A 22465-nucleotide genomic window follows, 5' to 3' on the forward strand; every position below is an offset into this window, starting at 1 on the left:
ATTCTGTTTTTTCTTTTTAAATAGCTAAATATTTTTTTTAATGATTCTCAGAAGGGAATAATATAGTGAGGTTGGCATTAAAAAAGATTAAAGAAGCTTAAATTAGTTTACATTATTTTAATATTTATGTTTGACAAGAAGTTAAATTGAAAAAATATAAAATATCATTACAATTTTAAAATGAATAAAGAGAATTACGATTTCTATTCAGAAGAGCCGGAAGGTGTTAATTTTAGAGCTATTATAGACCGTTATTTAAATTATTGGCCTTGGTTTGTAACATGTATAGGTCTTTGTATGTTATTTGGACTCCTTTACTTGACTTTTACCAAATCTAACTATATGGCTGTTGCTACCGTAATTATTGAAGGTGAAAAAAGTAAAGGTCCAGCGGCAGGTTCAGGTTTTGCAGATTTGTCTTTATTGAGTGGATTCTCAACAAGTAGTATAGAAAACGAACTTGGTTTGTTACGGTCAAAACGATTAATGCATAATGCTGTAAAAGCGTTAGATTTAAATGTGAAATATGTTCAAACAAAGGATTTCTTTTCAAAGGATTATTATAAAAATAGTCCTTACATAATTAAAACGGCATCCTTAGATGATAATTTACTCAAAAAAGCTATAAAACTAGAAAAAAATGAATTTACAATAAGGTATCTTAATGAAAAGGAGGTAGAAATTGTTTTGGGTGATAGTGATACTACTATAATCAGCAAAATAGGTGAAATAGTGGACCTAGAGTATATTAAATTTTTTATTGAGAAAAATGAAAATTCGGAACACCGAGTTGATGAGGAAGGGAACTTTAAAAGTGTGAAAGTTCTAATTTATAGTATAGAAAGTATTGCATCATCATTAGCTGCTAGATTAAATGTCGGTCTTATGGATAAAAACTCAACAATGATTCAATTATCATTGGTCGAACAATATCCGCTAAGGGCTAAAGACGTTTTGGATCAATTGGTTTTTGAATACAACCAAGAGGCTATTGAAGATAAAGATTTAATTGCCCGTAACACAGCTTTCTTTATTGATGAACGTTTAGCTATTATAAATTCAGAACTTGATTCGGTTGAGACGGGTAAAGAACAGTTTAAGGAATCTAATCTATTGACAAATATTGAAACAGAGTCTCAATTGATTGTTCAGAATGTAAGTGATTATAATAATGAACAGCAACGAATTAGTACAGAGCTAGAATTGACTACTGCATTGGTCAATCATCTCAAGAATAATAAAGCTAGTTTATTACCTACTAATATGGGTATTGACGATTCGGGTACTAATGGTTTGATTCAAGAATTTAATTCAAAAGTATTAGAAAGAAATAGATTGCTAAAAAGTGCAAGTGAACAAAATCCTTTAGTTATAGGTCTGACTAACGAAATAGATCAGATTAGGGATAATGTAATGCAAAGTTTAAGTAGAATGCAGTCTAATTTGAGAATTAAAAAGAATAATCTAGATCGACAATCAGGGGTTTTAGCTTCACAAATTTCAGATGTGCCGGCTCAAGAACGTGCTTATAGAGGTATAGAGCGTCAACAGAATATAAAAGAGGCACTTTATCTCTTTTTATTACAAAAACGTGAGGAAAATTCATTGTCATTAGCGGCAAGTGCGCCTAAAGCAAAAATAGTAGATAAAGCTTACGCCTTGAGTGCTCCGGTTTCTCCTAATTCAAAAATTGTGATTATGGGAGCTTTGTTTATAGGGCTATTATTACCTTTTTTAACAATAAATGCCATTTCACTACTAAATGATAAATTGCAGAATAGTGAGGACGTAAAAAAGGAAGCAAAAGATTTAGCGCTTTTAAGTGAGTTGCCTCATATTTTACCTCAACAGTCTTCGGTTATTGAACCTAATGTACGTACAGTTCTATCGGAATCTTTTAATATTCTAGCTTCTAGTGTTCAACACTTGGTAGAAAACACGAATTCAGTAGGAACATCCAAATGTATTTTTATCACCTCATCTTTAAAAGGAGAGGGGAAGACTTTTGCATCTGTAAATCTGGGAATTACTCTAGCTTCTGAAGGCAATAAAGTAATTGTAATAGGAGGTGATTTAAGAAACCCACAATTACATCGTTATCAGAAAAATGCGGATGGTGGTAATGGGTTGAGTACCTACTTAAAAGATACCAGTTTAATTGTTCAAGATTACATTCAGGATACCGATTTACATAACAACCTTAAATTTATGTATACCGGTGCTATTCCAAGTAACCCAATTCAGCTATTAAAAAGCGTTAAGTTAGGTGATATGTTTAAAGAATTGAAAAATCAGTTTGATTATATCATTGTTGATACTGCACCAGTGCTGCAATTAGCGGATACATTTGTGATGGGCAAATATGCAGATTTAACCTTATATATGTTAAGAGTTAATGTAACAAAAAAGAGTTTTGTCGGTTTAATAGAGGAAATTGAAAAATCGAGGAAGCTTAAAAATATAGCTCTTGTTTTAAATGATGTAAAATCAAAAGATTCCTCTTATGGATATGGCTATGATTATGGTGCTTAAACTTTTAGTAATACTGTTATTTAAGTTTTCCAACTAATTCGTATTGATATTGAATTTGTAATTTTACCATGGTCATGTCGTTTTTTTACAAGTTTACGTACGATCTTATAATAGTCGATAAATGCAAGATTCGAGCTTAGATGGCTCAATCAAATTGCAGTGTACTTTTATTTATACTTATTAGTCACAAAAGATTTAATTTTAGGAGTGTATTAGTTCACTGTTTAAATCGAGATAGATATAATTTTAAATATATCTGTATTTTAGAGTTAATTAAAGTAAGTTTTTATGAAAAAAATATATTTAATTGCAATTTCATTTCTGTTTATCTGTTGTTCAAAGGATGCTGAGGAACCTATTAACTACCCAGTGATCAATACATGGGCACAAGTCAATGTTATTAGAAATGGGGTTAGTGGGAAAAACGAATGTAACACAAGAAATCGTATTACATTTAAAGATGATAATACATGGTCTTGGCTTAATTACAATGGAGAGAATTGCGAATTAGATGACCGTGGAGCATATATCGGTATATGGGAAGAAAAATCGGAAAATAATTATGTATTAACTTCTTCTGTCAATGAAAGTTTTGTTATGAAAAAAGAAAATGATGAAATTGAAATCCAAGAGGTAGATGATAATCCTACTACTTGGTTTTTTAAAAAGTAATTATACTAGCATAAGTATAGTAAGAGCACGCCAATTCTTAGAAATCTCAGATAACATTATAAATTTTCTCAAATACTTTTTTGCTGGTCTATAAGCGGAATCTTAACTTATATAACTTTTTGTTATGAGATTTTTCTTTATCATATAGAAATATATTAATATCAATTTCAAACAAAAATTTTTAAACCCAACATTAATTTTTATTTATAGAAATTAATGTTGGGTTATTTTTTACGAATAGAATTCCCATAAATGAATTGGTTAATTTATTTTTGATCAAAATTAGAAATACATGGCTTCAGGTTTTTTTGCGATTTTAGATGATGTAGCAGCGCTTTTAGATGATGTAGCGGCAATGAGTAAAATAGCCACTAAGAAGACGGCTGGTATTTTAGGCGATGATTTAGCCGTGAATGCAGAAAAAGCATCAGGGTTTGTCTCTCAACGAGAATTACCAGTATTATGGGCTATTACCAAAGGGTCTTTGTTGAACAAAATTATCATTCTGCCTATTGCCTTTTTATTAAGTGCTTTTTTGCCTTGGGCGGTAACCGTAGTTTTAGTATTAGGTGGCATTTACCTTGCATTTGAAGGTGCCGAAAAAATACACGAATTTTTTGTGCCTCATGAGCATGACCATATAGCTGCTGAAGCGAAGTCCATGACTAAGGAAGAAATTCTGGAATTGGAGAAAACAAAAGTGAAATCTGCTATAGTAACTGATTTTATTTTATCTATTGAAATAGTTATCATTGCATTAGGTTCGGTGATAAAAGAGCCTTTAGTGACCCAAATTGCAGTAGTATCTGTTGTGGCACTTTTAGCTACTGTAGGTGTTTATGGTATTGTAGCGCTAATTGTACGAATGGATGAGTTTGGTACACGATTAATTAACCTGAACGAAGAAGAGAATAGTATCTCTGATAAAATAGGTCGATTCTTTGTTAATGCACTACCTAAAGTAATTAAGGCTTTGTCGGTTATAGGAACTATAGCTTTACTATTAGTTTCGGGCGGAATATTTGTCCATAATATTGATTTCTTTCATCATTTTCTTCCGAATGTACCTAGTATGCTAGTAGAGTTTGTGGTGGGGCTAATTGTAGGTTTTGTAGCACTGTTACTCTTCAATGGCGTTAAGATGCTATTTAAAAAGAAGTAATTAATAGGCTTTGGCTTCCCCTTTAATAGCATTGTAAATTGTTAAGAATACAATTTTGGCATCTAAGGCAAGAGACCATTTTTCCATATAAAAAATATCATACCGTACTCTATTTACAATATCGGAACGATCAAGTATTTCTCCTCTACAGCCTTGAATTTGAGCTAAGCCTGTAATGCCTGGTTTTATAAAGTGCCTTACCAAATATCTATCTACAGAGTTTTCATACTCTTGGGTATGTACAACCATATGTGGTCTAGGACCAACAACACTCATGTCGCCCATTAGTACATTAAAAAATTGAGGTAGTTCGTCTATGCTTGTTTTCCTTAAGATTTTACCCAATTTAGTAACTCTTTCATCATTTTTAGTAGCCATTTGTGTATCACTAGTAGTACTCTTGGTCATGGACCTAAATTTGTAGCACCAAAAAACATCTCTATTGACTCCGTGGCGCTGCTGTTTAAAAAACAACGGACCTTTAGAATCAATTTTCATTAATATATATACTAGCGGCGTTAACCATGACAACACAAACACTATTGCAAAGCTTGATATTAGAATATCAAAAATACGTTTGATCATGTTGGAATAATCTAAATCTAATGGTGATGCCCTTAAGTTTAAAATAGGAACAGCACCATATAATTCTATCGACATAGCGCTAGAGAATAATTCTTTATTATCTGGAATGATCTTTATTCTTTTAAGACTATTATCGGCAATTTTCATTACATACTGTATTTCAGCTTTAGATAGTTTAGAAGCCATACAGTACACTTCTTCAACATTATTTTCAAAAATATAATTGAAAGAACTTTCAATATCTCCTAAACAAGATTTGTTCTCAGATTTGGTATTGTCAAAATAACCCATATATGAATACCCATATTGTGGATTATCAAAAATGCGTTTCAGTTTTGGTAAATTTCTATCTCTGCCAATGACAACTACTCTGGTAGTATTGTATCCTCTTTTTCGATATATATTTCTAGCCAAATAGAATAACACTCTAAATAGGGTTAGCAGGGCGCAAATTTGAAAATATCCATGAAATAAGTGAGAGGTAGAATAGGAATTTAACCCGAAGAAAACAAAGGACGTAAAGTAAACCAAACCATAAATGATAAAAAGTTTTAAGAAACTTTTTAAATTGGTCATAAAGCCATCTCGTCTTGCAGTAGGATAAAAATTTAAACTGTAAGTAGTTATTAACCAAGCTATATTATAGTATAATACACTGAATACATTTAAGTATGTTTCAGGAGTATATACATATAACGTAAGGTTGATAATCAAAATATGGACTATCAACGAGATTGGTATAATAAAAAGCGATTTCTTCATTTTAGCTTTTGAAATGGTTGGTAAAATAGCTAATGATAGGTTATTACACTAGCCAATAGTTTGCAACTATTGGCTAGTTGTAAATTTTGGGGTTGATAGAAATCTGTTATTTTAAAGAATGGTTAATTCTTTTTGGTATACCAAGAATATACTTGCTGTACACCTTGTTCTAATGAAATGGTATGTTTCCAGCCAAGGTCATGTAATTTGCCTGGGTCTGTTAACTTTTTCATTGTACCGTCTGGCTTTTCAGTATTAAAATATAATTCGCCTTTAAAATCTATAGTTTGCTGAATTAGCAAAGCCAAATCTTTAATTGAAATATCAATACCGGTGCCTATATTAATGTGCGTATTTCTAACCTCTTTGTTGTCCTGCGAGTAACAATCTTTAAAATCGCGTTGCTCCATTAAGAAAACACAGGCATCTGCCATGTCTTCACTCCAAAGAAATTCTCTCATCGGGTTTCCTGTACCCCATATTTCTAAGTGAACGGTATTATCTTTCATCTTAATGCCGTACTTATCCAATGCGGAAATAATTTCTTCTTTAGATGAACTTCCAGTAACGCCTTCAATAGGTAAAGCATTTAAATCTGAAGCGATAACGTCCCAATTGTTATTCTCTAATGCTTTACCTAAGTGCATTTTTCTAATTAATGCAGGTAATACATGCGATTTTTCTAAATCGAAATTATCATTAGGTCCGTACAAATTTGTTGGCATCACAGATATAAAGTTTGTGCCATACTGCAGATTGTAACTCTCACACATTTTAATACCTGCTATTTTAGCAATAGCATATGGTTCGTTTGTGTACTCTAGCGTATCTGTCAATAAATAGTCCTCTTTCATTGGTTGAGGACAATTTTTAGGATAAATACAAGTACTCCCTAAAAAGAGTAACTTCTTTACGCCATGAAGATAACTTTGGTGGATTACATTGTTTTGAATCATTAGATTCTCATAAATGAAATCTGCCCTGTAAGTATTGTTTGCTACAATACCACCAACTTTCGCAGCAGCCAAGATGACGTATGCTGGTTTCTCAGTTTCAAAAAACTCAGCAACCTTTGTTGGGTTGGTCAAATCTAATTCTTTATGTGTTTTAAAGATTAGATTTGAGTAGCCCTTACTTTCAAGATTTTTAACGATTGCACTGCCAACAAGACCTCGGTGACCTGCGATATATATTTTAGCTTCTTTATTTAACATTTGGTATAATTTACCTACTTATTAGACGTATAAATGTTTATGAAATCTTACTCAAAATAATTGAATGTTACGTAGCCACCATCTTTTAAGTACTGATCTTTTTGCATCAATTTAAGATCATTTGTCATCATGTCTTTTACTAACCCCTGTAAGTCATATTCAGGAATCCACCCTAATTTAGTATTTGCTTTTGTAGCATCACCAATTAATAATTCAACTTCTGTTGGTCTAAAGTATTTAGGGTCAACAGCAAGAATTTCTTTTCCTATTTCTACTTGAATATCAGGATTTGAACATGATTTCACATATCCTTTCTCTTCAATACCTTCACCTTTAAATTCTAGTTCAATACCCATTTCTGCAAACGCCATTCTTACGAATTCACGTACCGGAGTAGTTTTACCCGTTGCAATTACCCAATCTTCTGCTTCATCAGCTTGAAGAATCATCCACATCATGCGAACATAATCTTTGGCATGACCCCAATCTCGTTGCGCATCTAGATTACCTAAATAAATTTTGTCTTGTAAGCCTAAACCAATTCTTGCAGCTGCTCTGGTAATTTTTCTTGTAACAAAAGTTTCTCCTCTAATAGGGGACTCGTGGTTAAAAAGAATACCGTTACATGCAAACATGTTATATGCTTCTCTGTAGTTTACTGTAATCCAATATGCGTACATTTTTGCAACAGCATATGGGCTACGTGGGTAAAAAGGAGTAGTTTCTGATTGTGGAACTTCTTGCACTTTACCATACAACTCTGACGTAGATGCCTGGTAAATACGTGTTTTTTCAGTTAAACCTAATAAACGAACAGCATCTAGAATTCTTAAAGTACCTAAACCATCAGCATTACCCGTATATTCTGGAACTTCAAATGATACTTGCACGTGGCTCATTGCCGCTAGGTTATAAATCTCATCTGGTTGAATTTCTTGTATTAATCTAATAAGATTAGTACTATCTGTCATATCACCATAGTGAAGTACAAAATTTCTATTCTCAATATGTGGATCTTGATAAAGGTGATCAATTCTGTCTGTATTAAACATAGACGCTCTTCTTTTAAGACCGTGTACTTGATACCCTTTTTTTAATAAAAACTCACTCAAATAGGCGCCGTCTTGACCTGTGACTCCGGTAATTAATGCTACTTTCATACTCTTGTAAAATGGATTTATAAATGTTTTTTTAATTTAAATTTCAACTATTCCTAGTATTATCGTTTTAGGCTATAATCTAAATAATAGCGTAATAGTTTACGAAAATTAAACGATTGTTTCTTAATTAGTATAACTAGATTATTGAAGGCAAAAGCTCAATTTTTACCATTAACGTGATAACAATAATTAAAGTATCGGAAGTCACTAGATTAGGTGTAAAAATTCTTAATCTTTTAACTATGGTTAATGGTTGTGTAGCAAATTTAGGATATTATTTGTTTTTTATAGATCAATGCAAACAAACCTTAGACCAATTAATGATATAATCGTTAAACTGTGTTTTTGTGCTATTTACATAATAGTAATGTGCTGTAATAGTAATGATATCTGGATAAATGTAGAGTTTCTTTGTTAATGTCTCATTTAATTAATCGTTGATATATTTAATATAAAGGATACTTTATAGGTTATAGTATTTAATTATTGATAAGTGATATGTAATCGTATTGTAGCCTTTGCCCTACTTGACTTCGTGGTAATTGTCAAATTTTACTTTGTAGCTATGTGCTTAGTTAATTTACATTGGTAATGATTGAATTTAAACTACTATATATGTAGTGGAATATGGAATAACCCTAGCTTTACTTAATTGACCTAGAGATTCCTAAATGACCAATATACCGTTATCAAATTGCAATAAATAATGTTAAATTTTAGTAAAATTCATACAAGAGCAGTGTAGTTATTAATATTTAGCTTAAGTTTATTTCATCAAAGTTTTACAGACATCTCTTGTGTATTAGGAATGGGATTTAAATTTTGATTTAAAATTTTTATTGTTTTTCCCCGTTATTTTATCAACTTAAACCACCATATGATGATATCTAACATTTTAAACGGGAAACTAGCATCTTCTTATCAGAAGAAAAAGTTAGTTTCTCTTGAGGATTGCTACATGCACCTTAAACCTTATTTTAGGTTAAAGAAAAGTGCAAAGAATAACGAGACCGATAATGTATTGGTTCGTGAAAAATCTAAGAGTGCAAAAGTTCAAAATGGATTCAACTCCATTGAGCAAAATCAAATTTTGTACGCCAAAATTATGACTGAAAGGTTGTTGAAAGTTTAGGCGATTAGATGATGAGAATATTTTCTATATGAACGTGTTTTCTGTTTTAAATAGATAGTGCTCAATTGGTACTTAATATAAAGTGCGGTAATGAATTTTAGGTAATTCATTACCGCACTTTTGTGTTTTAAAAATAAACGTAATGGCTTATCGCACTCTCAATTTTTAGCGAATTATTAAGTGTTTATAAGCTTAAAAATCTCAATAATATTTCGGCTTTTTCTTCAAATTTAAACACACATCTAGTATTCACTACAAGTCAGCGAAACTAAATTTCTATTCTATAGATTAATAATATATTTATCGCACAATGTTATAATTGTAAATATTAATCACAGCCATGATGCTGATAATTTAATAAGTTCTAGAGCTTTTGTTTATTTTACTGAAGTAGTAAATACCTGATTAAAAGACTAAAGCAACTTTAAATTATAAGATCTTTGTGACTGTTGGTTTCCCGAAATTTTGAATTGCAACAACCTATATTATTAAACAATCTTGGAAGTACTGACACATTTTAACCCTTTTGAAGGTCCAGAGATAAAACATATTCTGCATACTACAGATGCGCAAGAAGAGATTTGGTATTCTTGTTATTTTGGTGGTGACGATGCAAATAAAGCGTATAACCTCTCATTAACTATTGAATTTGAAGGTGATTTAGATATTACCGCATTGCAATGGTCTGTTGACATGCTAATTAGTCGACATGAATCTTTACGTTCTGTATTTAGTCCCGATGGAAAGTTTATTAATGTTTTTGCTTCCATCATCGCAAACTTAGATTTACAAGACTATGCTGGTTTGTCTGCTCAAGATAAGGAAGCTGCAATAAAAGATTATACCAAAAACGATACTGGTAAGGCATTTGACCTAACTAAAGAAGCATTAATACGATTTGCGGTTCTTAGAATAGAAGCTGATAAATTTCAGTTTATAATGACCACGCATCATATTGTTTGTGACGGTTGGTCTTTAGGTATTATCATGCAAGAATTAGGAGCTTTGTACTCTGCAAAGGTCAAAAATGTACCTCATAACCTTCCTGATGCTGTGCCGTATACTGAATATGTGGCGCATCAAAATGAAATAAAAATAAGTCCAGAATTCAATCAAACGGAACAATACTGGTTGAATGTCTTTCAAAACGATATACCGAAAACTAATCTTCCTACAGATTTTAAACAGATAACCAAGAGAACCTATAACGGTGCGCGAATTAATCAATTATTAGATAAACGTGTATTAAAGGGTATCAAAGAAACAGGTATTAAGGGTAACTCTAGTTTGGTACTGACCTTAATGGCCGCTTTTGAAATATTACTATATAAGATTACCCAGCAAGAAGGTATTGTACTTGGGTTGCCTGTTGCAGGGCAATCTTCTATGGGCGCAAAGCATCTTGTAGGGCATTGTGTGAAGTTGTTACCGATGAAGAGTAATCTGGACATTGACGACAGTTTTATAGACTATTTAAAGAAAAGAAAATCTGCTAACTTTGATGCTTTCGAGAATCAAGAATTGTCATTTGGTAGCTTGCTAAAAAAGCTTAACATTCCTAGAACTCCAGGTAGAGTACCATTGGTACCTGTAGTATTCAATGTTGATATGGATTTGGACGATGGTGTTACTTTTGAAGGCCTTTTGTATCAATACCATAGTAACGAACGGGAGTATGAAACTTTCGAGTTATTCTTGAATGCAACAGGGTCGAAAGACAATATAGTTTTAGAATGGTCATATAATACCAACTTATTTAAAGAAAGTACCATACATGCTATGGGCGAATCTTTCAATGCTATTTTAAATAAATTGATTGAACAGCCTAATGCTAAATTAGCTGAAATACTAAACAGATCAAATGAAGATAGTATTGTAACGGGAGTGTCATTAGACTATCCTAATACTACGCTTCATGAATTGTTATATAAGCAGGCTACAAGTACGCCAACAGCAATTGCATTAGAATTTAAAAACGAAAAGGTTACCTATGCAGAGTTGCAGCGAAAAATTAATAGTACTGCTGTGTACCTTTGGGAAAAAGGCATAAGATCAGGAGATACAGTTGCTATTTCATTGGAAAGGTCGCCCGAGTTAATTGCGACGCTATTTGCAATTCTTCAGTGTGGAGCTAGATATGTGCCGATAGATACTGGCTACCCAGATAATCGTACTTTATTGATGATTTCAGATGCTATATCTTCTTTCTTTATTTGCGATACATCAAAACAGGCGCTAGAACATGGTGCTAAAACGATTTTCATTGAAGATATACGGGTCAAAGCAAATGAAACCAGTGAAACTATAATTGATGTAAGCGTAGCTTCTGATGAAGGAGCTTACATTATATATACTTCTGGATCTACAGGAAAGCCAAAGGGAGTTCAGGTCACTCATAATAATGTTGTAAACCTTTTGTTTTCAATGGGCAATGAGCCTGGTATTACATCGAAGGATAAGATATTTGCAACCACAACCATCTCTTTTGATGCAATGGTGATGGAGATTTTCTTGCCATTGGTTCATGGTGCCAGTGTGGTATTAGTCGATGAGGAAACAAGAAAAGATGGACACCTATTATTACAAAAAGCAATTGAAGATAACATTACCGTTATTTGGGGAACACCAACAATATGGCAAATTTTATTAGACTCTGGTTGGAAAAAACCATTGCATATTAAAGCACTTATTGGTGGCGAACCGGTTTCTAAAGCACTTTCATTAAAGTTGCTAGAAAAGGTTGATGAAGTATGGAATATTTATGGTCCGACGGAAACTACTGTTTGCTGCATACTTACTAAAATTACAGATCAAGATGATCCTATTACCATAGGCAAGCCTATTGCAAATACAGATATTTATATTCTAGATGCTAACGGTAAACCAGTGAGAACCGGGGAAGTCGGAGAAATCGTAATTGGCGGTGACGGGGTGACCAATGGATATTTAGGACAAGAAGAACTGACCAATGAGCGTTTCGTGAACAATACTTTTCAAGCAGAAACGACCACTAAAATGTATTTGTCTGGCGATTTAGGTAAGCTTTTGCCAAAAGGTCAGATCGAATGTTTGGGTCGTAAAGATGGTCAAGTAAAAGTTCGCGGACATAGAATTGAATTAGGTGAGATTGAGCATTCTTTAAGTAAACTCAAAGGGATTCAATCAGTTGCTACAGATGTTAGAAATAATGCGTTAAAAGCTTATGTAGTTTATGAAGGCAGCGATTGGAATACTGATGTTACGCTTTGGAAAAAGCAATTAGCAGCGGAATTACCAGTTTTTATGTTGCCTCATGATTATATTAAATTAGATGAATTACCAATTACCTTAAATGGTAAATTAGATAGAAAAAGTCTGCCAGAAGACACAAATGTTATCACTAATAAAATAGAGACTATTCAACCGTTTACAAAGGCTGAAAAATTAGTTTCTGAAGTATGGAAAGAGTGTTTGTTTTTAGACAATGTTAACCTAAACGATGATTTCTTTGAATTAGGTGGGCATTCGTTGATTGCGGCAAAAGTAATGACTAGGCTAGAAGAAAAATCTGGTCAACGCTTGCCATTATCCTCTTTATTCGAATATTCAACGGTTAAAAGTCTGGCTAGTTTGTTAAAGATTGAGGAGAATACCGTAACCTGGGATTCAATGGTGCCCATTCAAAAAAACGGATCTAAAACACCACTATTTATAGTACACGGTGCAGGGTTAAATATACTTTCATTTAAAACCCTAAAGCATAATATCGATCCTGATCAGCCTATTTATGCTTTTCAGGCTAAAGGTTTAGATGGTAAGGAAGAATTATTGACTTCTGTAGAAGAAATAGCAGCACATTATAATGAGTCTCTTTTGGCAACACAACCAAAAGGACCTTATCAATTAGCGGGTTATTCTTCTGGGGGTATAATCGCCTATGAAATGGCAAAACAATTAATGGCAAAAGGGGAAGAGATTTCTGCTTTGGTATTGTTAGATACCTACGCATATGCCCATTATGGTAAAAGTACCAGTTTAGGTAAAAAGATAGCTTATGGTAATTATTTGGCTAACAAGACCCTGCATGTTTTAAAGCAATTATCAAGTGTAGAAGGGTTTAAATATAGAATTGGAGTCACTAAAGCTAACTTGAAGAAATTGTACTTAAGATTAAAGAAGGATAAAGCTACAGTATCCAAAACGGATTATGATTGGGAGTATGAAAGCCGAATTATTGAGCATAATAAAGTTGTTGATAGCTATCATTTAAAACCATTGCCTATAAAGGTCGACTTATTTAGAATCGAAGATGTAATTGATTACACGCACGATAGTGTAAATCTTGGCTGGAAATCATTTGCGGAAAACGGAATTGAGCTACATTATGTGCCAGGAGATCACCTGAGTATGTTTAGCCCGCCTAATGATATGGTTTTAGCCACCACCTTGCAAAAGGTTCTTGATAAAAATGTTTAAGGTTATAAGGTAGTAAATTATAGACGTAATGATGATTTAGGCAAAACCATTGACCGAAGATATCTGTACATAATCCATAGAATTATTCCAACATTTTTAAAACCTATTTGAGTTTCGAAGAACGTCATTTATTTGTCGATGAAATTTTCTGATCATAAAATAAATGAAGTAACCGCATAAAAATTATAATTAATTGATTATCAATTTATTATATTGAAATATTGAGTGTATTTCAACTACTTTAAATCTTTTGTAAGATTGAAATGTTCATGATATTCTGTAGTTTTACTTCATTGAATATTTACATTATTTGTTCAGATTTTTTATTGAGTTGTACTTTAAGTACACGACAAGACTAAAATTTTTATTTAATTATGAAGTTATTCATAAACTGTTTGAAGAAGATTGATATTTTTTCTTTAACCGATATGTAAATAGGAAACCCACAAGTCTATACCTAATTATTATTTTACAATGGAAGCCAAAAAAGTGAATTTAATAACTGATTCTACAATAGCATATTGGAAGAATATTTTATTAGATGATGTAAAATTATTAGACCTGCCAAGTAGAAAGCTTACCGTAAAAGAAAGCGTAGGTCAAGGATCAACGTTGCGTACTCATTTTTCTGCTGATGTAACTAGCCAAATAAAAGCTTATACAGCTAAAGATAGCATAGAGTCTTTTTTAATTACTGCATTAAGTGTTCAGCTACAGAGATACACTAATCAATTAGATATCGCTTTTGGTTTAACCATTGATGATAACGATAATAAGCAAAATAATTTATTTCTATTTAGAAATACTATAGCTCCTGCTGTAGACTTTAATACGTTAAGCAATCAAACAAAAAAAATACTTGCTTCAAATAAAGCGAATATATATCCTACCGATAAATTTATTAAAGATTTCAATCTTGTAAAAGAGAACGGGGAAAATGCTATTTTAGATTTTGTTCTGTCTATAAATTCTCAAAAAGATCAATCTGTTATTTCAAAAGATATTAGTGTTACTGATGCCATTGAGTTTATTGGTACTGTTGATTCTAATTCAAATATCAAGGTAGTATTACACCTTGCTGATGAACATTTCAAATTAGATGTTGTTTTCAATGAAAATATTTTCGATAAAGATTTGATTCAACAGTTCATGGTTCACTTTAAGACTTTAGTGTCACGTTTAATTGAGCAGCCATCAACTCCTGTAGGAAATATTGATTTCCTTTCTAAAAAAGAACGCGATACTTTGTTGAGCGATTTTAACAAGCCTGCTGTAAACTATCCAAGAGAGAAAACTATTGTTGATCTTTTAAATGAACAGGCTGCTAAGACTCCTAATAATACTGCTGTAGTTTATGGCGGTACTAGTTTAACATATGATGAGCTACATAAAATATCGAATCAATTTGCAGACTATCTTATTAAAAAACATGGCGCCACCAAAGGTGATTTTGCTTGTTTACTATTAGAACGTAGCGAATGGTTGATCGTAAGTATGATGGGTATTATGAAGGCTGGGGCAGTATATGTGCCGGTAGATCCTAATTACCCTATTGAGCGAATCGATTACATTAAAGAAGATAGTAATTGCGATTTTACTGTTGATGCAGCCGCAATAGAAGAATTTAAGGCAACTCGTGATACGTATTCTACTGAAGATGTTAAAGACATCAAATTAGAGCCTAACGATTTAATATATATTATTTATACTTCTGGTACTACGGGTAAGCCTAAAGGTGTACAATTAGAACATAGAAATATTGTTAGTCTGTTCGTCAACGACAATCAGTTCTATGATTTTAATGAGAATGATGTTTGGACCATGTTCCATTCGTATTGTTTCGATTTCTCGGTTTGGGAAATGTACGGAGCTTTGTTGTTTGGAGGTAAGCTTATTATTCCTTCAAAAGAGGTGATTAAGGACCCATACGAATTCATGTCTTTAGTGATTAAAGAAAAGGTGACGATTTTAAATCAAACACCATCTTCCTTTTTAAACATTATGGGTAGTCTACCTTCGGGTGATATCGATTTAAACTTGCGATATGTCATTTTTGGCGGTGAGGCACTATTTCCTAAGTATCTAGAAAAATGGTATCGTAAGTTTCCAAGTATTCAATTTGTAAATGGGTACGGTATTACAGAAACGACCATATTTACAACCTTTAATATTATTGATGATGAAGATATTAGAACCAATGTTTCTAATATTGGTAATTGCATATCAACATTATCTTCTCATGTGGTAAATACCAATAACCAATTACAACCTATTGGTGTTATTGGTGAATTATGTATTTCTGGTCATGGTTTGGCAAGAGGTTATTTGAACAGACCTGAACTGACCGATCAGAAATTTATAGATAATCCTTTTGAACAGGGAGAAAAAATGTATCGTTCAGGTGATTTGGTAAGAAGGCTTGCCGACGGAACCTTAGAATACATTGGTAGAATAGATCACCAAGTTAAGATTCGTGGACACAGAGTGGAATTAGGGGAAATTGAATCTTCTATTGATGCCATTTCGGGTATAAAACGTACCGTGGTCTTGCCTAATACAAATGAAGAAGGTGAAGCCAGATTGGTCGCCTACCTTTTAGCTGAAGGTGAAAAACCTGAAATAAGTAGTATTAGAAAAGAACTTGTTGAGAAACTACCAGAGTTTATGGTACCTACATTTTTTATGTGGGTAGATGAGTTTCCAACAAACTCAAACGGTAAAATAGATAAAGAAAAATTACCGGAGCCAAGCTACGTTAGATCAACTTCAGACGTCATATTTAGAAAGCCACGAACAAAGGTTGAAAAAGGTCTTGCCAGTATTTGGGAAAAAGAACTAAAAGTATCAGGTATTGGTTTAGATGATAACTTCTTTGAAATGGGCGGTACTTCTATTGTAGCACAAAAGGTAGTTAATGCTATCATGAAAACGCTTCAAGTAAGAATACCGGTAACCAAATTATACCAGCATACTACTATTGCAGCTCTTTCAGAATTTATGGGAGGCGATAAGAAGACAGCATTGTTTTCTAGTAAACGCAAAGTAAAAAATAAAAACCAGTCTAACGATGTTGCTATTGTGGGTATGGCAGGTCGGTTTCCTGGTGTAAATACCATTGATGAATTTTGGGATGTCTTAAAAAATGGAAAAGAAACGATTTCATTTTTCACGAAAGAAGAATTAGATCAAAGTATTCCGGCATCTTTACGAAACGATCCTTTATATGTTGCTGCAAGGGGTGTTGTGCCTTCTGCAAAAATGTTCGATGCCCGTTTCTTTGGTTTAACGCCTAAATTGGCAGAAGCTATGGATCCCCAACAACGTCTATTTTTAGAATTGGCTTGGGAAGCTCTTGAAGAATCTGGTCACTTACCGGAACATTATACAGGTAGGGTAGGAGTATATGCTGGTACAGGTACAAATACCTATTATAAAAAGAATGTATTGCCAAATAGTGAGGTCGTAGAAAGCATTGGGCAACTGCAGTTAGATACGGTGAACGAGAAAGATTATGTGGCTTCAAGAACCGCGTATCAATTAAATTTAAAAGGTCCGGCGGTTAGTGTGCATTCAGCATGTTCTACATCATTATTGGCAATTGCCGAAGCCGTAGAATCTATACGTAACGGTCATTGTGAAGTTGCCTTGGCGGGTGGTTCTAGTATTACCGCTCCTATTAATAGCGGACACCTCTATCAAGAGGGTTCTATGCTAAGTACAGATGGTCATTGCAGACCTTTTGATGCTCAAGCAAGGGGAACTGTTTTTAGTGATGGCGCCGGCGTAATCGTTTTAAAGAATTTAGAGGAAGCTAAGAAAGACGGAGATGTTATTTATGGTGTTGTTAAAGGTGTAGGTATCAATAACGATGGTGGTGGTAAAGGAAGTTTTACGGCACCAAGTGCAGAAGGTCAGGCAAATGCTATTAAAAGTGCTATCGACGATGCCAATATTTCGCCTGATACCATTAGCTATGTAGAAGCACATGGTACAGCGACTCCGTTAGGAGATCCTATAGAAATAGATGGTCTTAATCTCGCTTTTGGAGCGCAATCAAAAAAGAATTTTTGTGGTCTTGGTTCTGTAAAGAGTAATATGGGGCACATGACTGCAGCAGCGGGTGTTGCCGGTGTTATAAAAACAATCTTAGCCTTTAATCATAAAGTAATTCCACCTTCTTTAGGTTTTGAAAAACCTAATCCTGTAATTGATTTTGAAAATAGTCCGTTTTACGTCACTAATACATTAACCGCGTGGGAAGTTGAAGGTCCGCGAAGAGCAGGTGTAAGTTCATTCGGAGTAGGTGGTACCAATGTTCATGTGGTTTTAGAGGAATATGAAATGGAGGAGAAGACTTCCAAATTTCAACGCCCGTTACAATTATTGCCTATTTCTGCAAAAATACAAACTAGTTTAGCCGGATTCGAAAGCGTACTTAAAAAACATATCGATACTAAACCAGAATTGAATTTGGCAGATGTTGCCTATTCTTTAAGTACTACTAAAGCTAGTTTTAGCAATCGTAGATTTATTTTAGCGAGTGATACAAAAGACGCTTCTGCATTGTTGATTGATAGTGATAAAAAAGCTATGCAATCATCAATTGTAAAAAACGTTCCGAGTGAAATTGTATTCTTACTTCCTGGTCAGGGTTCTCAGTATCTAAATATGGGTAAAGACCTATATGATGGGGAAAGCGTTTTTAGAGAAGCTGTTGATATCTGTGCCGATTTACTGGTAGAAACTATAAAGGTAGATATTAGAGAAATCATTTTTCAGGATGCGAATTCTGAAGATGCGGAAAACAAGTTAAGAGATACGCGTTATACACAACCTGCATTATTTACCATAGAATATGCCCTTTCACAATTATGGATGAGCTGGGGAATACAGCCTACCGTATTATGCGGACATAGCCTTGGGGAATTTGTAGGTGCTCATTTAGCCGGAGTATTCAGTTTAGAAGATGCCTTGAAATTGGTTTCAATGCGGGGTATTCTGGTCAGCGGACTTCCAAAAGGGAGCATGCTTACTGTGAGGATTGATCAAGAATCCTTAGAAAAAATTCTTCCTAAAACATTATCTATAGCAGCTGTAAACTCAGGAAAACTTTGTGTGGTATCTGGCGAAGACGATGAGATAACGAAATTCAGTGAGCTTCTAAAAGAGCAGAGCTTAGCATACCGTTTAATTGCTACCAGTCATGCCTTTCATTCTGCTATGATGGATCCTATTTTAGAGGAATTTGGTGATGTGGTCAAGAATATCAATTTAAACATACCTGAATTACCAATAGTATCTACCGTTACAGGTACCTGGCTTACGAATGAAGAAGCTGTTGATCCTGTATATTGGACAAACCATCTAAGAGATACCGTACTATTTTCAGATGCTATGGATACCATAGTGAAGTTAGAAGACGTTGTATTGTTAGAAGTGGGTCCGGGTAATACGCTTACCACTTTAAGTCGCCAGAATAAGGGCGCAAAAAATATAAAATCTTTAGCTTCATTACCTATCCCTAAAAAAGAAGAGAATTCTTATCACGGGGTATTAAAAGCTTTAGGTCAATTATGGCTAACTGGTCTTACCATAGATTGGAACGCCTTATATACAAACCAAGAAAGGCAAAAACTGAGATTACCAACTTATGTTTTTGACCGTAAGCCATGCTGGATCGATCCTCTGGTTTCTATCCCAAAAGAAAGGACCCATTTGAATGCCGATCAGCCCATAACTAGAATAATAGAAAAACCAAAAAGTGCCGCACCAATGAGAAACGTCTCTATTTTAAATAAAATTTCAGAGCTAATTTCAAATTCATACGGAATTGAGCTTGAAGTTGCCGACAAAGACAGTAGCTTTCTAGAATTAGGATTAGATTCTTTAATTCTAACACAAATGGCGATTACCTGTAAAAAAGAATTCAAAATTCCGATTACATTTAGACAGCTTAATGAAGGTATAAACACTCCTGAGCTTCTAGCAAATTACTTAGATAAGAATTTGCCGGCAGAGTTTATGGCGCCACAACCGGTTGCAGAAGCAGTTCCTCAACCAGTTGCCGCTTTTAATCACGTGCAACAAGCTATTCCTGCTAATTATAATACTTCGGCAACGAACCAAACGGCTATTGGCTTAATAGGTGAGCAGCTTAACTTATTAAGTAGACAACTTCAGTTATTGCAAGGTAATGCGGTAGCTCCAGCTCCACAACCTGTTGCTGTTCCAAAGCCTGCTCCGGCAAAAATGGTAAATGGATCGGCTACTTTAGATTCTCGTTCAGAAAAAGAGAAGCTTGAGCATAAAAAACCGTTCGGTGCATCACCAAGAATTGAAAAGCAATCTACAGGTTTAGATCAAGCGCAATCGCAGTATTTAAAGGATCTTACTATAAAGTACAATACCAAAACTATTGGTAGTAAAAACTATGCTCAAGATAATAGAGCTAAAATGGCAGATCCTAGAGTAGTATCTGGTTTTAAACCGTTAACCAAAGAATTAGTATATCCGGTTGTAATCGGTAAATCTTCAGGTAACCGACTATGGGATGTAGATGGCAATGAATATATAGATGCCTTAAATGGATTTGGTTCTTGCTTTTTTGGGTATCAACCCGATTTCATTAAAAAAGCGATGCATGACCAAATTGAGTTGGGTTATGAAGTAGGACCACAACACCCTTTAGCAGGTGAAGTTTGTGAACTTTTATGCGAATTTACGGGTCATGATAGAGCTGCCTTGTGTAATACGGGGTCAGAAGCGGTTCTTGGAGCTATGAGAATTGCACGTACGGTTACCGGGCGTTCACTAATTGTGGCTTTTACCGGTGCTTACCATGGTATTAATGATGAGGGTATTGTAAGAGGTTCCCAAAAGAAAAAAACGTTTCCGGCTGCTGCAGGTATACTTCCAGAAGCAGTTCAAAATATGTTGATTCTTGATTATGGAACGGATGAAAGTTTACAAATAATAAAGGAGAGAGCTCATGAAATTGCAGGGGTACTTATAGAACCTGTTCAAAGTCGTAGACCAGAGTTTCAACCTATAGAATTTATAAAGAATGTAAGAGAACTAACTACTAAAGAAGAGATTGCTTTTATTTTCGATGAGGTGATAACCGGCTTTAGAATGCACCCAGGTGGTGCTCAGGCATTATTTGATGTCAAGGCAGATTTAGCTACTTATGGTAAAGTTATTGGCGGCGGAGTTTCCATTGGTGCCATTGTAGGTAAAAAAGAATATATGGATGCGCTTGATGGCGGATTTTGGCAATATGGTGACGATTCTTATCCTGAAGTAGGTGTAACCTATTTTGCAGGTACTTTTGTTCGTCATCCTTTGGCTTTAGCTTCATCAAAGGCAGCCTTACTTCATATGAAAGAACAAGGTTCAAGTCTGCAGGCAAATGTTTCTGCTATGACAGAACGTATGGCCAAAAGCTTGAATGATACTTTTACGAAAAGCGGACTCCCCATAGAAATTACTTATTTTGGATCGTTATGGAGATTGAAATTCAAGAAAGATATTCCGTATTCAGAATTACTATTTGTTAGTATGCGTGAAAAAGGAATTCATATTTGGGACGGCTTCCCTTGTTTCTTAACCACTGCGTATACGAGCGATGATGTTGATTTCTTAAAGAAAATACTATTGTCTTCTATAGATGAATTAGTAACTGTAGGAATCCTTTCTAAGGAAGGGGTAAACGGTAATCATGTTGCTAGTTCACAATCATCTTTTGATAAATTAAATACGCCTCCAGTACCTGGTGCACGTTTGGGTAGAGATGAAAAGGGTCAGCCGGCATGGTATGTAGCAGATGCGAGTCAAGAAAGTGGCTATATGAAAATCGATATTTAAAAATAGATAGATTTAGAAATAATTATGACCATTTAGATGACACATGTATTGTTTACTTATTTAACCGATGAAGGCAACGATTCTTTTTTTGCTGAGGCAAAGCATCGTTTCTCAATGGAGTTTGTAAACAAGTTTTCTAAATATAAACGTTGGCAAGATTCAAAATCTACAATACTTGGTAGGTTGCTATTAGCTTACGGATTACAGAATTTGTATCAAGTAGATATAAATAACCTCAAGATGAGTTTCTCAAAGGACAAAAAGCCCTTTTTAGAGAATTCATCTATTCAATTCAACATTTCACACTCCAATGATGTAATTGTTTGCGCAATTACATCGGTGGGTGATATTGGCATTGATGTTGAGAAAATCAGTGATATCAATATTCAAGATTTTAAAGAGCAATTCTCTCGGTCAGAATATGAAACTATACTTGGGGCACCAAAAGTAGTAGAGCAGTTCTATACGTATTGGACCCAAAAAGAAGCTGTCGTTAAATCTAACGGGTCTGGCTTGCATATACCTTTACATTCCTTTGAAATCAGCGAACAATCTACAGTCATTGCTGACCAGTCTTATTATCTAAATGAAATCAGTATAGATGTTGACTACAAGTGTCATATGGCGACACAAAGCTTAATTCATGAAGATGATGTAAGGATAATAGGCCTAAAATCTGCATTACTTACTGATTTTGGGTCGGTAAATAGCTTAAAGTCTTTTCGATAATTGCGGTAAACATCGTATGTGGCCGTTAAAGTGTCTACTTAAATATAGCAACTGCTTTCATAAAAAGGTTGAATTGCCGTTTTTCTTAATTACGACGATTTTATAAACGATGATGTCGGAATTAATGTGAAACAGATTTTTGTTTGAAGTAATTTTGAACCTTACCATGTTTACTAACTATAAGCGTCAAATTATTTTA

General features: G+C 34.0%; 10 protein-coding genes. 7 read left to right on the plus strand and 3 right to left on the minus strand.

Going from position 1 to position 22465, the window contains the following annotated elements; genetic code table 11:
* Window positions 1–180 precede the first annotated feature (180 nt).
* The 3 genes from Q0871_RS06240 (at window position 181) to Q0871_RS06250 (ending at window position 4366) form a co-directional block, all read left to right on the plus strand.
* Window positions 181–2532, plus strand: coding sequence for a tyrosine-protein kinase domain-containing protein (locus Q0871_RS06240; RefSeq protein ID WP_299319597.1), 2352 nt, complete (start codon window positions 181–183; stop codon window positions 2530–2532).
* 288 nt (window positions 2533–2820) lie between these two features.
* A complete protein-coding gene (locus Q0871_RS06245; RefSeq protein WP_299319600.1) occupies window positions 2821–3204 on the plus strand; it encodes a hypothetical protein in 384 nt (127 codons plus the stop codon).
* A 292-nt stretch (window positions 3205–3496) separates the two neighbouring features.
* Window positions 3497–4366, plus strand: a complete 870-nt coding sequence (locus Q0871_RS06250) for a DUF808 domain-containing protein (protein ID WP_299319604.1) — start codon at window positions 3497–3499, stop codon at window positions 4364–4366.
* On the opposite strand, the gene Q0871_RS06255 is transcribed toward Q0871_RS06250, so the two are convergent.
* From Q0871_RS06255 to gmd, 3 genes are all read right to left on the minus strand, one after another.
* A complete protein-coding gene (locus Q0871_RS06255; RefSeq protein ID WP_299319607.1) occupies window positions 4367–5713 on the minus strand; it encodes an undecaprenyl-phosphate glucose phosphotransferase in 1347 nt (448 codons plus the stop codon).
* A 122-nt stretch (window positions 5714–5835) separates the two neighbouring features.
* On the minus strand, window positions 5836–6927 hold the full coding sequence (locus Q0871_RS06260) for a GDP-L-fucose synthase (protein WP_299319610.1): 1092 nt from the start codon (window positions 6925–6927) through the stop codon (window positions 5836–5838).
* 47 nt (window positions 6928–6974) lie between these two features.
* On the minus strand, window positions 6975–8087 hold the full coding sequence (gene gmd / locus Q0871_RS06265) for a GDP-mannose 4,6-dehydratase (RefSeq protein WP_299319613.1): 1113 nt from the start codon (window positions 8085–8087) through the stop codon (window positions 6975–6977).
* An 877-nt stretch (window positions 8088–8964) separates the two neighbouring features.
* On the opposite strand from gmd, the gene Q0871_RS06270 reads away from it, so the two are divergent.
* The 4 genes from Q0871_RS06270 (at window position 8965) to Q0871_RS06285 (ending at window position 22266) form a co-directional block, all read left to right on the plus strand.
* Entirely contained in the window at window positions 8965–9219 is a 255-nt protein-coding gene (locus tag Q0871_RS06270; RefSeq protein WP_299319616.1) for a hypothetical protein, read from the plus strand.
* A 498-nt stretch (window positions 9220–9717) separates the two neighbouring features.
* Entirely contained in the window at window positions 9718–13674 is a 3957-nt protein-coding gene (locus Q0871_RS06275; protein WP_299319620.1) for a non-ribosomal peptide synthetase, read from the plus strand.
* Window positions 13675–14148: 474 nt separating this feature from the next.
* Complete coding sequence (locus Q0871_RS06280) at window positions 14149–21537, plus strand: non-ribosomal peptide synthetase/type I polyketide synthase (protein ID WP_299319622.1); 7389 nt, start codon at window positions 14149–14151, stop codon at window positions 21535–21537.
* Window positions 21538–21573: 36 nt separating this feature from the next.
* Window positions 21574–22266 carry a 4'-phosphopantetheinyl transferase superfamily protein gene (locus Q0871_RS06285; protein WP_299319624.1) on the plus strand — a complete coding sequence of 231 codons (693 nt, stop codon included), beginning with the start codon at window positions 21574–21576 and terminating at the stop codon, window positions 22264–22266.
* Window positions 22267–22465 lie beyond the last annotated feature (199 nt).

The organism is uncultured Maribacter sp. (assembly GCF_947500985.1).
GTDB lineage: Bacteria > Bacteroidota > Bacteroidia > Flavobacteriales > Flavobacteriaceae > Maribacter.